General features: G+C 71.8%; 11 protein-coding genes. 5 read left to right on the forward strand and 6 right to left on the reverse strand.

The window, feature by feature from the left end:
* Nucleotide 1: 1 nt before the first annotated feature.
* Together garD and ABIC30_RS14075 are read left to right on the forward strand one after the other, a co-directional pair.
* A complete protein-coding gene (gene garD, locus ABIC30_RS14070; protein ID WP_020093193.1) occupies nucleotides 2–1594 on the forward strand; it encodes a galactarate dehydratase in 1593 nt (530 codons plus the stop codon).
* Nucleotides 1595–1687: 93 nt separating this feature from the next.
* Nucleotides 1688–2884: a PepSY-associated TM helix domain-containing protein gene (locus ABIC30_RS14075; protein ID WP_020093192.1), complete on the forward strand. Its 1197-nt coding sequence runs from the start codon at nucleotides 1688–1690 to the stop codon at nucleotides 2882–2884.
* A gap of 113 nt (nucleotides 2885–2997) precedes the next feature.
* Here ABIC30_RS14075 and ABIC30_RS14080 read toward each other — a convergent pair whose 3' ends face one another.
* The 6 genes from ABIC30_RS14080 to ABIC30_RS14105 form a co-directional block, all read right to left on the reverse strand.
* Nucleotides 2998–5178, reverse strand: coding sequence for a TonB-dependent siderophore receptor (locus ABIC30_RS14080; RefSeq protein WP_020093191.1), 2181 nt, complete (start codon nucleotides 5176–5178; stop codon nucleotides 2998–3000).
* 436 nt (nucleotides 5179–5614) lie between these two features.
* Complete coding sequence (locus ABIC30_RS14085; protein ID WP_020093190.1) at nucleotides 5615–6253, reverse strand: TetR/AcrR family transcriptional regulator; 639 nt, start codon at nucleotides 6251–6253, stop codon at nucleotides 5615–5617.
* Nucleotides 6250–6549: a hypothetical protein gene (locus ABIC30_RS14090; protein ID WP_020093189.1), complete on the reverse strand. Its 300-nt coding sequence runs from the start codon at nucleotides 6547–6549 to the stop codon at nucleotides 6250–6252. The genes ABIC30_RS14085 and ABIC30_RS14090 overlap by 4 nt, the downstream gene beginning before the upstream one ends.
* A 403-nt stretch (nucleotides 6550–6952) precedes the next feature.
* Nucleotides 6953–8803: an NADPH-dependent assimilatory sulfite reductase hemoprotein subunit gene (locus tag ABIC30_RS14095; protein WP_354455503.1), complete on the reverse strand. Its 1851-nt coding sequence runs from the start codon at nucleotides 8801–8803 to the stop codon at nucleotides 6953–6955.
* 262 nt (nucleotides 8804–9065) lie between these two features.
* Entirely contained in the window at nucleotides 9066–10835 is a 1770-nt protein-coding gene (locus ABIC30_RS14100; RefSeq protein WP_020093187.1) for a diflavin oxidoreductase, read from the reverse strand.
* Between the two features lie 111 nt (nucleotides 10836–10946).
* Nucleotides 10947–11462 (reverse strand): Lrp/AsnC family transcriptional regulator, encoded by a 516-nt coding sequence (locus tag ABIC30_RS14105; protein WP_010686224.1) that lies wholly within the window; start codon nucleotides 11460–11462, stop codon nucleotides 10947–10949.
* A 265-nt stretch (nucleotides 11463–11727) separates the two neighbouring features.
* On the opposite strand from ABIC30_RS14105, the gene ABIC30_RS14110 reads away from it, so the two are divergent.
* Genes ABIC30_RS14110 through cysN form a run of 3 tightly spaced genes read left to right on the forward strand, consistent with a single transcriptional unit; the run spans nucleotide 11728 to nucleotide 14917 of the window.
* Entirely contained in the window at nucleotides 11728–12555 is an 828-nt protein-coding gene (locus ABIC30_RS14110) for a phosphoadenylyl-sulfate reductase (RefSeq protein ID WP_020093186.1), read from the forward strand.
* Nucleotides 12552–13511: a sulfate adenylyltransferase subunit CysD gene (gene cysD, locus ABIC30_RS14115; protein WP_020093185.1), complete on the forward strand. Its 960-nt coding sequence runs from the start codon at nucleotides 12552–12554 to the stop codon at nucleotides 13509–13511. Before ABIC30_RS14110 ends, cysD begins: the two co-directional genes overlap by 4 nt.
* Nucleotides 13511–14917 (forward strand): sulfate adenylyltransferase subunit CysN, encoded by a 1407-nt coding sequence (gene cysN, locus ABIC30_RS14120; RefSeq protein WP_020093184.1) that lies wholly within the window; start codon nucleotides 13511–13513, stop codon nucleotides 14915–14917. Before cysD ends, cysN begins: the two co-directional genes overlap by 1 nt.
* Nucleotides 14918–14995 lie beyond the last annotated feature (78 nt).

The raw sequence follows: 14995 nt of genomic DNA on the forward strand, positions 1-14995 counted from the left end.
GATGCAGGCCGAGATCGAAGCCCCGACCCGCCCGCAGCCGGCCGGCGCGGGGGCCGCAGGGGCCGCCGGCGACGTGCCGCGCACGATCCGCCTGAGCGACAGCGACAACGTCGCGATCGTGGTCAACGCCTTCGGGCTGCCGGCCGGCACGGTCTTCCCGGACGGGCTGGAACTCGTCGAGTTCGTGCCGCAGGGCCACAAGGTGGCGCTCACCGACATCCCGGAGGGCGGCGAGGTCCGCCGCTACGGCGAGGTGGTGGGCATCGCCACGCAACCGATCCCGCGGGGCGCCTGGGTGGAGGAATCCCGCGTCGCGACGCCGGTCGCCCCCGCCCTCGACGCCCTGGAGATGGCCACCCGCGTGCCGGCCCCCCTGCCCCCGCTCGAGGGCTACACCTTCGAGGGCTATCGCAACCCGGACGGGTCGGTGGGTACCAAGAATATCCTGGCGATCTCGATCAGCGTGCAGTGCGTCGCCGGCACCCTCGACGTTGCGATCCGGCGGATCAAGCAGGAGCTGCTGCCGCGCTACCCCAACGTCGACGACGTGGTCGGCCTGACCCACGCCTACGGCTGCGGCGTCGCCATCAACGCTCCCGAGGCGGTGGTGCCGATCCGGACGCTCCAGAGCCTCGCGCAGAACCCGAATTTCGGCGGCGAGGTCATGGTCGTCGGCCTCGGCTGCGAGAAGCTCGTCTCGGAGCGGCTCCTGCCCGACAGCGGCGCGGCCGGCGACGGGGTGGTGCGGCTGCAGGACGAGCGCCACCGCGGCTTCTCGGCCATGATCGACAGCATCCTGACCATGGCGGAGGCCCGCCTGGAGGTGCTGAACCGCCGGACCCGCGAGACCTGCCCGGCCTCCGAGCTGGTCGTCGGCCTGCAATGCGGCGGCAGCGACGCGTTCTCGGGCGTCACCGCCAACCCGGCGCTCGGCTTCGCGGCCGACCTGCTGGTCCGCTGCGGCGCCACCGTGATGTTCTCCGAGGTGACGGAGGTGCGCGACGCGATCCACCTCCTCACCCCCCGGGCGAAGAGCCCGGAGGTCGCCGCGGCGCTGGTCCGCGAGATGGCGTGGTACGACGCCTACCTCGCCAAGGGCGAGGCCGACCGCCGGGCCAACCCGTCGCCGGGCAACAAGAAGGGCGGCCTCAACAACATCGTGGAGAAGGCGCTGGGCTCGGTCGCCAAATCGGGCACGAGCGCGATCTCGGGGGTCCTGGCGCCGGGCGAGCGCGTCCGCGAGAAGGGCCTGATCTTCGCCGCGACCCCGGCGAGCGACTTCGTCTGCGGCACGCTGCAGCTCGCCTCGGGCATCACCCTGCAGGTCTTCTCCACCGGCCGCGGCACGCCCTACGGGCTCGCCCAAGCGCCGGTGATCAAGGTCGCCACCCGCACGGAGCTGGCCGAGCGCTGGTCCGACCTGATCGACCTCGATGCCGGCCGCATCGCCACAGGCGCGGCGACGATCGAGGAGGTCGGCTGGGAGCTGTTCCACCTGATCCTCGACGTCGCGAGCGGGCGCAAGCGCCCCTGGTCGGACCGGTGGGGGCTGTTCAACGACCTGACCCTGTTCAACCCCGCGCCGATCACCTGAGACTCACCGGCGGGACGGCCGGACGGTCGGGCGGGGCATGCGTCCCGCCGCGTCGTCAGCGTGGCCGGACTCTGCTAGGCAGCCGGCACCGCCATGACGCTGCCGATTCCCTCCCTCCGGACCCTGCTCTTCCGCCTGCACTGGGCGCTCGGCCTCACCGCCGGCCTCGTCCTCGCCCTGATGGGCCTGACCGGGGCGCTGATGAGCTACGAGGAGGCGGTCACCGCCTTCGCCAACCGCGACCGGCTCGAGGTCGCGCCCGCCGGGCGGACGGCGCTGCCCCCCGCGGCGCTGGCGGCGCGGATCGACGCGCAGGCGGGCGGCCGCGTCGCCAACGTGCTGACCCTGTCGGACGACCCGCGCGCGAGCGTCCACGTCCGCTTCGCCCGCGACCCCGAGACCCGCGCGCGGCCGCCCGCCGCCTACGCCGACCCCTACGACGGCGCGCTGCTCGGCCCGGTGCGGCTGGAGGGCGCCTTCACGACGGTGCGGGACCTGCACCGCTGGCTGCTGCTGCCCGGCGGGTCCAAGGGCTGGGGCCGCACCGTGACGGGCGCCTGCACCCTGGCGCTGCTGGCCTTCCTGGCGACCGGCCTCTACCTGCGCTGGCCCCGGATCCACCGCTGGCGGATCTGGCTGAAGCCGGCCCTGTCGCGGCCCGGCCGGCCGCGCTGGTGGTCGCTGCACGCCGTGGTCGGGACCTGGCTCCTGCCGGTCTACCTAGTCATCGCGCTGAGCGGCCTGACGTGGTCCTACCCGTGGTTCAAGGACGGCGCGACGCGGCTGCTCGTGGGCGCCCCCGACGCCGCGAAGCCGGCCGGCCGCAGGGCCGCCGGAAAACCGGCCGATCCCGCCGCCGACGGCGCGGCCGTCGACCGCGCCTGGGCGGATTTCCGCGCGCGGACCGGCGCGGAGGCCGGGACGGCGGTCCTGACTTTGCCGGGCGCCGACACGAAGGCGATCCGCATCCGCTGGCTGCCGAAGGGCGTCGACGCGCCGAGCGCCCGCAACGAGATCCGCTACGATCCCGCCACGGGCGCGCTGCTGGCCTCCGAGCGGGCCGCCGACGCGCCGCTAGGCCGGCGCCTCCTGGACAACGTCCTGGAGGTGCATCGCGGCCGCTTCTTCGGCGACCTCGTCGCGCTGCTGTTCTGCCTCGCGGCGCTGGCCATGCCGGGCTTCGCGGCGACCGGCCTGACGCTCTACGTCCTGCGCCGCCGCGCCGGCGCCCGCCGCAGGACCGTCGCGGCCGGGGCGCCGGCGGGCGCGGTCCGCACGGCGAGCCCCTGACGGCGGGCCTCCGGCGGCGCCAGCGTTCGATGACACCCACCCCGTCGCGCGGACGGCGGGGCGGCGATCCGCGCCCCGACGGGCCCGGCCGCTCGGGCGATGCGGCCCGCCCGTCAGAGCCGGGCGGTGATCGTCGCCAGCACCGTGAACGGCGCCCCGGGGGTGTTGTTGGTCGCGTTGGTCGGCGCCTCGATGTAGCGCGCGTTCGTCAGGTTGCGCATGTTCACCGACAGGCGCCAGTGGGCGTCGAAATCGTAGTACACGAGCGCGTCGAGCCGGTTGTAGGCGCCCACGGTGAAGCTGTTGTCGAGGTCGCCGTAGCGTCGGCCGACATGGGTGACGCCGAAGCCGAGCCCGAGCCCGCGCAGCGGGCCGTCCTGGAACGCGTAGGTCGTCCACAGGCTGCCGCTGAACACCGGCACGCCGGTGAGCCGGTTGCCGACCGCGAAGGTCGTGTCCTTGGTGATCCGCGCGTCGATCAGGCCGACACTGCCGATGATGCTCCAGCCGGGCAGGATCTCGCCGGCCAGGTCGGCCTCGACACCCCGCGACCGCTGCTGGCCGGTGATGACGGAGAAGGTCGGATTGCGCGGGTCGGTGGCCGCGACGTTGTCCCGGACGATCTGGAAGGCGGCCGCGCTCAGGGTCAGGCCGGGCGTGAGATCGACCCGGGTGCCGGCCTCGACCTGCTCGCCCGTGCTGGGCGGGGGGCTCGCCACGTTCAGCACGCTGGCGGTCTGCGGCAGGAACGACGTGGCGTAGCTCGCGTAGAAGGTCAGCGGCTCGAACGGCCGGTAGATCAGCCCGACCCGCGGCGAGGCGCCGAACAGGGTCTGCTCGGGCGGCTGGGTCCGCGAGGCCGGCTGGCGGTTGAAATAGTACTGGCTGCCGAGATCGAACCGGGCGCCGACGACGAGCTGCAGGCCCGGCGCCAGCACGATCTGGTCCTGGACGTAGAGCCCGAACACTTCCAGCTTCTGCTTCAGGTCGGCCTGGAACTGGAGCGGCTGGAAGGCCGCGCCGAACATCGGGTTGAGGAAGCTGACCGGGGCGAGGTTGCCCTGCTGGGAGAAGGCGTGGCGGAAGCCGTTCGAGTACTCGAACCCGAGGAGCGCCGTATGGGCGAAGCCGAAGGTGTCGAACTTCATCACGGCCTCGGTCTGGCTGTCGACCGCGGCGAAGCGCGAATTGACCGTGGCTTCGCGCCGGCTCAGCAGCGTGCCGGCATTGTTGACCGATAGGGCACGGGCGGCGAACACGTCGAACGTGCCCCATTGCCCGGCGATGACCTGCCGGAGCGTCAGGTTCTCGTTGACGTCGTGCTCGGCGCGCATGGTGATCGTGTTGAACGCGCCGAAGTAGCGCGAGGACGGCTCACCGTAGAACCGGCCGATGTTGTCGAGCGGGACGCGGCCGCGGAAGGCCACCAGCCCCTCGTCGTACTGGGTGTGCTGGTTGGTGAATTCCGAGTTCACGTAGACCCGGGTGTCGGCGCTCGGCGTCCAGCTGAAGGCCGGCGCCACGAAGACGCGCCGGTTGGTGTCGCCACCGTAATTGCGGAAGGTCGGATCCTCCTGGGCGGCGAAGCTGAGACGCGCGGCGAGGCCCTCGACGGCGGGCAGCGCGCTCGACACGGAGCCCTGGAACCGCCGGAAGCCGAAGCTGCCGCCCTGCACGCTCGCGTCGGCCGTGGGCTCGAAGGTGGGCCGGCGGGTCACGATGTTGATGACGCCGCCGGGATCGCCCCGGCCGAACAGCACGGAGGCCGGGCCCTTGATCACCTCGACGCGCTCGGCGTCCACGAGGTCCCGTGTGACCGGGTAGAAGTTGATGGCCGGGTCGACCAGCACGCCGTCGACGGCGAAGACCTGGGTGGAGAAGCCGCGGATCAGGTAGTTCTGCGACCGTCCCTGCACCGTGCTGCCGAGAACCACGTTGCTGACGTTGGTCACGGCATCGGTGAGCCGCAGATCCTGCTGGTCGGTGATCACCGAGCGGGACACGACGTTGATCGATTGCGGCGAGTCGCGCACCGGCGTGTCGGTGCGCGTGGCGGTCGCCGAGCGCGTCGCCCGATAGCCGGTGACGGGACCGTCGGCCCGCTCGCTGACCGGGCCCGTGCCCGCAACGCTGAGTTCGGAGAGCACGACCTCGTCGGCGGCCGGGTCGGATTGCGCGCGGATCTCTGTCGGCGCGAGCAGGAGGAGCGACGTCGCGAGTCCGGTGCTGCAGATATTCAGGCGCGACCGGCAGTATTTGATGCGATCGACGACGTCGATCCGGGCGGCGGGCATGATTTAAAATCGTTCTCAAGAGCGACGTATCGACGCGGTGCGGTGTTTCTAGAGTGCAAACGCCGTCGTTTCTCAACGCCGATCGGGAAAGCCGCGGGTGACGCGCGCATCCTCTGCCCGGATGTGGCGCGGAAGGCACGCTTTGAGGGGCAATGCTTTGAAATCATTCAAAGATGCCAACTACAGAGTGTGTAATGCGTGCCCTTCGCAACCGGCTGAATCCCGGGCCGCGGGCCGACTCACGCCGTCGCGTCTGTCAGGGGACCGGGCGTGATCGCGCGGGATCGCCCGGGAGAACGGCCGGCCGGCCCGCGCGAGGGGGGAAACGCGGACCGGCCGGCGTACCGCGCGCCGTGTCCGACGCGCGATCGTCGATGGCGGTTCGACCGGCGCGCCGCCGGTGCGTCCCGAGGGCGCGGCGGCGGCGGTGCCGGGATCAGCGGCCGGCGTGTCGGCCTGCGAGCGGCGGGGCCGGCAGGCGACCGTCGAGCCCGGCGTCGAGGAGCGCGTGGAGCTGGGCGATCGCCGCGGCGACGTCGTAGTCGGGCAGCGCGGCCCGGCCGACGACGATCCCCTTCATCAGCGGCGCGAGCAGGGCGTAGAGCCCGGCCGGATCGCATCCCGGCGCGGTGGCGAGCGCCGCCAGGGTCGCCACGAACCAGTCGCGGCTCTCCGCCTCGGTCCGCGCCGTCATGGCGGCGATGTCCGGGTTGCGGGTCGATTCCGACCAGATCTCCACCCGCAGGGTCGCGGCCTCGCGGGTGATCGACGCGAAGTAGCGGGCGATGATGCCCAGCAACGTCCCGCGCGGATCGCCGCTGCCCTCCATCTCGGCGACCAGGAGCGTGCCGCGCTCGCGCTCGCGCTCCACCAGCCCGAGGACCAGGGCCTCCTTGGATTCGAAGTAGCGGTAGAAGTTGCCCGGACTCATCGCGGCCTCGCGGGCGAGGTCCTGCATGGTGGTGCGATGGAAGCCGTTGCGCGCGAAGCAGGTCTCGGCGGCGTCGAGGATGTGCTCGCGCCGGGCGGACGGGTTGCCGCGGGCCTCCGCCGCCCTGTCCGCCGCGACGGTCACGATCCCGGCTGCGCCGTGACGGCGACCGGGGCGACGCGGCTCTGGTCCTTGCCCAGGCTGGCGACGGCGCAGGATTGCGGTCCCTGATGCAGGTCCGCGCAGATCCGGGCCTGCCAGCCGTCCGGGCCGGCGCCCGTCCAGTTGATCAGGGCCAGCCAGGCGAGGGCCAGGACGGCGCCGAAGGTCAGGTTGGCGGGGGTGCAGACGGCGCGGACGAGGGCGAGGGCGCCCGGGCCGCGGGCGCCGAAACGCTCGGCATCGAGATCGGACCAGCGGCCTTCGAGTGTGAGAGCCATCGCGCGCTCCTGTTTGCCCCACCCTTATAATGAACGTTCATTCTCATGTCAATGAACGTTCATTCTCATCGGGGGCGATGGGTTGCGACGACAGCGCACCGCTGGGACGGGGATATGCGAGGGCGGGGATCTACCGGGCGTGCCGGCGCGAGCGCGGCCGGGTCTCCGGCGGCGGTTCCGGTTATCTCGGAACGGCCGTCCGGATCCACGCATGGGCGGGGAGTTCCTCCGGGGCTCGGATCCCTCGCGCCGCGGCCCGGCCGCCCGGGATCGGCGCGCGGCTCCGGTCAGGGCGGGGCCGGGCCGCGACCCGCATTCCGCAACCCTGCCCGCGACCCTGCCGCCGCGGCCTCGCGGTCCCGGCGCGTCCGGAAGCGCCGTCCCGGACGCGCGCGGCCTTTCATCAGCCGAGCGTGGCCGGCTTGAGGGCGCCGGTCCGCTCGTGGAAGTCCGGGCCGTTGGTGGTCCGCGCCACGTGGCCGGCGCGGATCAGGTAGTCGCCGAAATGCTCGCCCGGCTGCCGGCCCTTCGCGTAGTCGGCGAAGAGCGGGTCGAGGGTGTCGCGGATCTCGGAGGCCGCCACGTCCTCCCGGTAGAGCTTGCTGAGCCGCGAGCCGTCGTGGGCGGCGCCCAGGTAGAGGTGGTAGCGCTCGGGGCCGCGGCCGACGAGGCCGATCTCCGAGATGAACGGCCGGGCGCAGCCGTTCGGGCAGCCGGTGGAGCGGATCGTGATCTCCTCCTCGGCGAGCCCGTGGGACGCGAGGCTCTCCTCCAGCTCGGTCATCAGGTCCGGCAGGTAGCGCTCGCTCTCGGCGAGCGCGAGGCCGCAGGTCGGCAGGGCCACGCAGGCGATCGAGCTGCGCCGCAGCGCGCTCGCGCCCCGGGTCAGGCCGTACTCGTCGACCAGCGCGTCGATCTCGGCGCGCTTCTCGGCCGGGACGTTGGCGATGATGACGTTCTGGTTGCCGGTGAGGCGGAAATTGCCCTGATGCACCTCGGCGATGCGGCGCAGGCCCGAGAGGAACTGCGCGCCGCCCGCGATGTCCTTGATCCGGCCCGAGGGCACGTAGAGGGTCAGGTGGTGGCGGCCGTCGTCGCCCTCGACCCAGCCGTAGCGGTCGCCGTTGCCCGTGAAGGTGAAGGGCTTGGGCGCGCCGAGCTTCTTGCCGGCGCGCTTCTCGACCTCGGCCCGGAAGGCGTCGAGGCCGTAGCGCTCGATCGTGTACTTGAGCCGGGCGTTCTTGCGGTTCTTGCGGTTGCCCCAGTCGCGCTGGACGGTCATCACCGCCTCGGCGACCTTCAGGGCGTCCTCGGGCTTCACGAAGCCCATCACGTCGGCGGTGCGCGGGAAGGTGTCGGGCTCGCCGTGGGTCATGCCCATGCCGCCGCCCACCGTCACGTTCCAGCCGGTGACCTGGTTCTTCTTGTCGAGGATCGCGATGAAGCCGAGGTCGTGGGCGAAGATGTCGACCTCGTTGGAGGGCGGCACCGCCACGACGGTCTTGAACTTCCGCGGCAGGTAGGTCCGGCCGTAGACCGGCTCGACCTCGGCCTCCTCCTCGCCGCCGACCACGCGCTCGCCGTCGAGCCAGATCTCCCGCCACGCGCTGGTCTTGGGCAGCAGCGAGTCGGAGATGTCCTTGGCGAGCTGGTAGGCGGCCTTGTGGGCGCCGGTCTGAGCGGGGTTCGTCGCCGCCATGACGTTGCGGTTGACGTCGCCGCAGGCCGCGATCGTGTCGAGCAGCGCGCCGTCGATGGCGGCCATCGTGCGCTTCAGGTTCGACTTGATCACGCCGTGGTACTGGAAGGTCTGGCGCGTGGTCGCGCGCAGCGCCCCGCCCGCGTAGGTCCGGGCGATGTCGTCGAGGATCAGCCACTGCTTCGGGGTGATGACGCCGCCGGCGATGCGCAGGCGGATCATGAAGCTGTAGGCCTTGTCGAGCTTCTTCTTGGTCCGCTCGGGGCGCAGGTCGCGGTCGTCCTGCAGGTACATCCCGTGGAACTTCACGAGCTGCCCGTCATCCTCCGAGATCGCCCCGGTGGCGTGCTTCAGGAGGCCGTCCGCCAGGGTGCCGCGGAGGTAGCCGCTGGCGATCTTGATGTGCTCGTTCGCGGCGAGTTTCTCCGCGCGCGCGGCCTCGGCGTCCGTGATCGGGCGCGCGGTCGGCGGGGTCTCGTAGACGCGCTTGGCCGGGGCGGTGATCGGGCCGGGGGCCGGGGTCTCGGCGGCGTCGCGGGGGCTGTGGTCGTCCATGGGGTGAATCCGTCTGTCTGAACGCGTCTTCCTCCCCGATCGGGAGGTGGCGAGCGGAGCGAAGCCGGTGCAGGACTGGAACCGGATCCGCGACCCGCCCCCTCTCCCGTGCGGGAGCGGGTCGGCGTGAGGGGTGCGCCCTCTCCGGAAAGACCTGATCCCTCACCCTGTCCCTCTCCCGCCCGGGAGCGGGGACCTGCGTCCCGCCTGTCTCTGCCGCATCTCGTTGAAGGCCCCCCGCGGTGCGGGGAGCGGTGTGTCCTCAGTAAACGTCCTGCTGGTAGCGGTGGCTGCGCTCCAGCGCCGCGACCTGCGCCTCGGCTTCGGCGGCGCTGAGGCCCTTCGCGCTCTGGTACGCGCCCACCACGGCGGCGCGCACGTCCTTGGCCATGGCCTTGGCATCGCCGCAGACGTAGAGATGCGCGCCCCCGTCCAGCCAGGAGACCAACTCCTGCGCGTGCTGGGTGATCCGGTCCTGCACGTAGACCTTCTCCGGCTGGTCCCGCGAGAAGGCCACGTCGATCTTCGTGAGCGACCCGTCCTCCAGGGCGTCCTGCCACTCGAGCTGGTACAGGAAGTCGTGGGTGAAGTGCCGGTCGCCGAAGAACAGCCACGACCGCCCCGGGGCCTCCACTGCGCGGCGCTCCTGCACGAAGGCGCGGAACGGCGCGACGCCGGTGCCCGGCCCGACCATGATGATGTCGGTGGCCGGATCCTGCGGCAGGCGGAAGTGGCGGTTCGGCTTCAGCCGCACCCGCAGCTTGGCGCCGTCGCGGATGCGGTCGGCGACGTGGACCGAGGCGACGCCCGAGCGGGCGCGGCCGTGGGTCTCGTAGCGCACCGCCGCGATCGCGAGGTGGACCTCGTCGCCCACCTCCTTGCGCGAGGAGGCGATCGAGTAGGCCCGCGGCGGCAACGGCCGGGTGATGGTGCCGATGTGATCGGCCGTGAGCTTCGCCGGGTAGGTCTCCAGCAGGTCGATCAGGTGGCGGCCCTCGATCCAGGCCTTGGCCTCGCCGCTGTCGATGAGCGTCTGCGCCTCCGCGTGGCCGGTCGCCTTCACGAAGCGCTCGATCGTGGCGGCCGAGAGCGTGGTGATGTCCCGCTCGGCGAGCAGAGCCGTGCGCAGGGCCTCGTCGCCGGAGAGCCCGGCGGCGTTCAGGATCTCGTCCACGAGCTGCGGGTCGTTCTCGGGATAGATCTCCAGCGAATCGCCGGGCTCGTAGGCCGGCGCGCCGTCCTCGAAGGCGAGCGCGAGGTGGATCGTCTCCTTGTCGGAGCGCGACGAGTTGAGGTTCACGTGCTCGACGACCTCGACCACGACGGGCTCGCGGCTCGGCTCGGCGTCGTCGTCCTCGCCGGCGCCGGCGCGGGCGAAGTCCACCGCCACGACGTTGTCGGGCTGCTCGGCCGGGGCGAGCGCCTTCAGCGCGCCCTTGATCCAGTCGGCGGCGGGCTTCTCGAAATCGAGGTCGAGGTCGGCCCGCTCGGCGGCGCGCTTGGCGCCGAGCGCCTCGAAGCGCGCGTCGAGCGCCTTCCCGATGGCGCAGAACTCCGCGTAGGACGTGTCGCCGAGCGACAGGACCGCGAACTCGACGCCGTCGAGGCGCGGGGCGCCCTCCCCCATCAGCTCGCCGTAGGCCCGCACGGCCCGGGCCGGCGGCTCGCCCTCGCCCCAGGTGGCCGCGATGGCGATCAGCTTGCCGGCCTTGGGCAGGGTCGCGACGTCGAGGTCGGCGAAGTCCACCACCTTCGGCTTGAAGCCCTGCTTGCGCGCGAGCTTGGCGACGTTGCCGGCGAGCGCCTCGGAGTTCCCCGATTCGCTGGCGTAGATCACCGTCAGCGGCGCGGCGGCCTTGGGCGGGGCGGCCGGTACCGCGGCCGGCTGGCCGCCCGCGGCGTCGAGGCCCGCCAGGAAGCCGGCGAGCCAGGCGCGCTGCGTGGGGCTCGCGGTGCCGAGCACCGCGTCGAGGCTGGCGCGCTCGCCGTCCCCGAACGGGGCGGTGCGCGGGAGGAGATTCTGGCGGGACATCACGGGACCATGTCGGGGCCGGCGCGGCCGGTGTCAATCGAGAAACGTTCGTTTTGCAGAACGGGTGGCGTATAGGACATCACGTTCGCTGCACTGCGAAAAAAGAGAATATCATTCTCCAACCACGGCGAGGACGGGGGCCGTCCCCGGCAGGTGCCGCCCGTTCTTCGGGGGCGCCGGCAGCGGCAGGGCCGTGGTGGATTTCACCTTCTCCATCGCGAAGCGGGAGGTGACGTTCTTGAGCGGCAGCACCGCGATGAGGTGCTTGTAGAAGCTGTCATAGGCCTGCATGTCGGCGACGACGACCCGCAGCATGTAGTCCACGTCGCCGGCCATCCGGTAGAACTCGAGCACCTCCGGCATGGCCGAGACGGTTGCGGCGAAGCGCTGCAGCCACTCCTGGGAATGGTCCGCGGTCTCGATGGAGACGAACACGGTCAGCCCGAGGCCGAGCTTCACCGGATCGAGCACCGCCACGCGCCGGTCGATGACCCCGTCGGCCTCCAGCTTCTGGATGCGCTTCCAGCACGGCGTCTGGGACAGGCCCACGCGCTCGCCGATCGCCGCGATGGAGAGCGTGGCGTCCGTCTGCAGCAGGGCGAGAATCTTCAGATCGATCGCGTCCAAAGCTGTCTCCGTGGGCTTCCGCCGCGCGCGGGGCGCGAGCGCATATACGTGTCTACCGGGACCAGTGAGAAGAATCTTTTACCTCGGGCCCATGCTGCCCGCGCCGGAAGCTGTGCGCAACCGCACGCCGAACCGCCGGTCCGACCCCGCCAAGCGCGCCGGGGCGCCTTGACTTCGTTCGGTATAGCGAACATTTCGACCGTTCGACAACAGGCACGGCGCTGGCCGTGGCCTTTCCACCACGCGAACCCCGGGACATGGCGCGATGACCCGTCCGGACCGACAGGCGGCCGACTCCCTCGCGGAGCGGCTGTCCGGGCTCGACCTTCCAGGCCGCCTCCACCTGATCGCCGCCGAGATCCCCGGCCGCCTCGTCTTCACGACGAGCCTCGGCGTCGAGGACCAGGCGCTCACCCACGCGCTGGCCATGGCGGGCCTCGCGAAGGGTCGCGTCGAGATCGTCACCCTCGATACCGGCCGCCTCTTCGCCGAGACCTACGACACGTGGACCGAGACCGAGTCGGCCTACGGCATCCGAATCACCGCCTACGCCCCCGAACGCGCGGCCGCCGAGGATTTCGTGCGGAGCGAGGGCATCAACGGCTTCCGGCGCTCGGTGGCGGCCCGTCAGGCCTGCTGCGGCTTCCGCAAAGTCGAGCCGCTCGGCCGCGCGCTCGCCGGCGCGAGCGGCTGGCTCACCGGGCTGCGGGCCGGCCAGTCGGCCAACCGCGCCGAGACGCCGCTCGCCGCCTTCGACGCGGAGCGCGGCCTGATCAAGCTGAACCCGCTGGCCGACTGGTCGCGGGAGCAGGTCGACCGCTTCGTGCGCGACAATTTCGTGCCCTACAACGTCCTGCACGATCGCGGCTTCCCGTCGATCGGCTGCGCCCCCTGCACCCGCGCCGTGAAGCTCGGCGAGCCCGAGCGGGCCGGCCGCTGGTGGTGGGAGCAGGAAGACAAGAAGGAGTGCGGCCTGCACGTCGGACGCCCCGGTGCGGCCGTGCAGCCGGGCCAAGAGCCCGCGATCCTCGAGCCCGCCGCCTTCGAGACCACCCCGAATCAGACAGCCCGCCAGCCGGAGTTCGCCCGATGAGCGCCGCCCTCGCCGCCGTGCAGCCGAGCGCCCCCACGCCCGCACCGACCGCCGCCGACCGCCTCAGCCATCTCAAGCGGCTGGAGGCCGAGAGCATCCACATCTTCCGGGAGACGGTCGCCGAGACCGAGAACCCGGTGATGCTCTACTCGATCGGCAAGGATTCGTCGGTGCTGCTGCACCTCGCCCTCAAGGCCTTCGCGCCCGGGCGGCTGCCGTTCCCGCTGCTCCACGTCGACACGACATGGAAGTTCCGCGAGATGATCGCCTTCCGCGACGCCCGCGCGAAGGAGCTCGGCCTCGACCTCCTGGTCCACACCAACCCGGACGGGCTCGCCCGCGGTGTCGGGCCGGTGAGCCACGGCTCCGAGGTGCACACCGACGTGATGAAGACGCAGGCCCTGCGGCAGGCGCTAGACAAGCACAAGTTCGACGCGGCCTTCGGCGGCGCCCGCCGCGACGAGGAGGCGAGCCGCGCCAAGGAGCGGATCATCTCCCTGCGCACCGCGCAGCACCGCTGGGACCCGAAGCGCCAGCGCGCCGAGCCCTGGCACCTCTACAATCTCAAGAAGAAGCGCGGCGAGTCCCTGCGCGTCTTCCCGCTGTCGAACTGGACCGAGCTCGACATCTGGCTCTACATCGAGCAGGAAAACATTCCGATCGTGCCGCTCTACTTCGCTAAGGAGCGGCCGGTCGTCGAGCGCGAGGGCCAGCTCATCATGGTCGACGACGAGCGCCTGCCGCTCGCGCCGGGCGAGACCCCGCAGCAGCGCCTCGTGCGCTTCCGGACGCTCGGCTGCTACCCGCTCACCGGCGCGGTGGAGAGCGACGCGGCCTCGTTGCCCGAGATCATCGGCGAGACGCTGGCGGCGCGCACCTCGGAGCGGCAGGGCCGGGTGATCGACAAGGACGGGGCCGGCGCCATGGAGCGCAAGAAGCAGGAGGGCTATTTCTGATGACGCTCCACCAGGCTCCCACGGCCTTCACCGACCGGGCCTCCGGCTACGCGGCGTTCCTGACGGCCCACCGCAACAAGGCGGTGCTGCGCTTCATCGCCTGCGGCTCGGTGGATGACGGCAAGTCGACCCTGATCGGGCGGCTCCTGCACGACACCAAGCAGATCTTCGACGACCAGATCTCGGCGCTCCAGCGCGACTCGCGCAAGCACGGGACGCAGGGGCAGGAGATGGACCTCGCGCTGCTCGTCGACGGCCTTCAGGCCGAGCGCGAGCAGGGCATCACCATCGACGTCGCCTACCGGTTCTTCTCCACCGACAAGCGCTCCTTCATCGTGGCCGACACCCCCGGCCACGAGCAGTACACCCGCAACATGGCCACCGGCGCCTCGACGGCGGACGTGGCGGTGATCCTGGTCGACGCCCGCCAGGGCCTGACCCGGCAGACGCGGCGCCACGCGCTGCTCGTGTCGAATCTCGGGATCCGCCGCGTCGTGCTGGCGGTGAACAAGATGGACCTCGCCGGCTGGGCGCAGGGCACCTTCGACGGCATCGTGTCGGGGTTCTCGGACTTCGCCCGCGGGCTGAATTTCTCCGAGGTCAAGGCGATCCCGCTCTCGGCCAAGAACGGCGACAACGTCGTGGACGCGGGCGTCGCGGCGCCCTGGTACACGGGCGGCACCCTGCTCCACTACCTCGAGACCGTGCCGGTCCGCGCGGAGGCACTGAACGCGCCGTTCCGGATGGCGGTGCAGTGGGTCAACCGGCCCAATTCCGAGTTCCGCGGCTACAGCGGCCGGATCGCCAGCGGCCGGGTGCGGCCGGGCGATTCGGTGACGGTCCAGCCCTCCGGCCGGACCTCCACGGTGGCGCGGATCTACACCGCCGACGGCGACCTGCCCGAGGCCGGCGAGGACGAGTCGGTGACCCTGGTGCTGGCCGACCAGATCGACGCCTCCCGCGGGCAGGTGATCGTGGCCACCGACGCGCCGATGCGGGTCACCGAGACCCTCGACGCGCGCCTGTTCTGGGCGGCCGAGACCGATCTCAGCCCGGGCGCGAGCCTGCTCGCCAAGATCGGCACCGCCACGGTCACCGCGACCGTGGAGCGGATCGCCTCGCGGATCGATCCCGAGACCGGCAGGCCCGGCCCGGCCGAGCGCCTGTCGGCGAACGACATCGCCGACGTGAGCCTGCGCTTCGACCGGCCGGTGGCGGTGGACCCGTACGCGGAGAACCGCGAGACCGGCAGCCTGATCCTGATCGACCGCGAGACCACCGATACGGCGGCCCTCGGGCTGGTCCTGGCGCCGAAGGCGGGGGCCGCGCAGGCGGCGACGCCCGGTGCGAAGCCCGCGGACGGGGGCGGCTTCCTCGCCCGTCTCGGTCGCCTGTTCGGGCGCTGAGGACGGTCCCAGCACCCGGGCCGTTCACGGGTGATGGCTGCGACAGTGCCGTCCTCGCGAGCGGAGCGAAGCGATCCG

The sequence above is a fragment of the Methylobacterium sp. 1030 genome, from assembly GCF_040544715.1.
Lineage (GTDB): Bacteria > Pseudomonadota > Alphaproteobacteria > Rhizobiales > Beijerinckiaceae > Methylobacterium.

Coding starts and splice junctions, on each gene's coding strand:
- cysN (WP_020093184.1), top strand. CDS start 13,511: ATGACGCTCCACCAGGCTCCCACGGCCTTCACCGACCGGGCCTCCGGC.
- ABIC30_RS14080 (WP_020093191.1), bottom strand. CDS start 5,178: ATGCCCGCCGCCCGGATCGACGTCGTCGATCGCATCAAATACTGCCGG.
- ABIC30_RS14090 (WP_020093189.1), bottom strand. CDS start 6,549: ATGGCTCTCACACTCGAAGGCCGCTGGTCCGATCTCGATGCCGAGCGT.
- ABIC30_RS14095 (WP_354455503.1), bottom strand. CDS start 8,803: ATGGACGACCACAGCCCCCGCGACGCCGCCGAGACCCCGGCCCCCGGC.
- garD (WP_020093193.1), top strand. CDS start 2: ATGCAGGCCGAGATCGAAGCCCCGACCCGCCCGCAGCCGGCCGGCGCG.
- ABIC30_RS14110 (WP_020093186.1), top strand. CDS start 11,728: ATGACCCGTCCGGACCGACAGGCGGCCGACTCCCTCGCGGAGCGGCTG.
- ABIC30_RS14100 (WP_020093187.1), bottom strand. CDS start 10,835: ATGTCCCGCCAGAATCTCCTCCCGCGCACCGCCCCGTTCGGGGACGGC.
- cysD (WP_020093185.1), top strand. CDS start 12,552: ATGAGCGCCGCCCTCGCCGCCGTGCAGCCGAGCGCCCCCACGCCCGCA.
- ABIC30_RS14075 (WP_020093192.1), top strand. CDS start 1,688: ATGACGCTGCCGATTCCCTCCCTCCGGACCCTGCTCTTCCGCCTGCAC.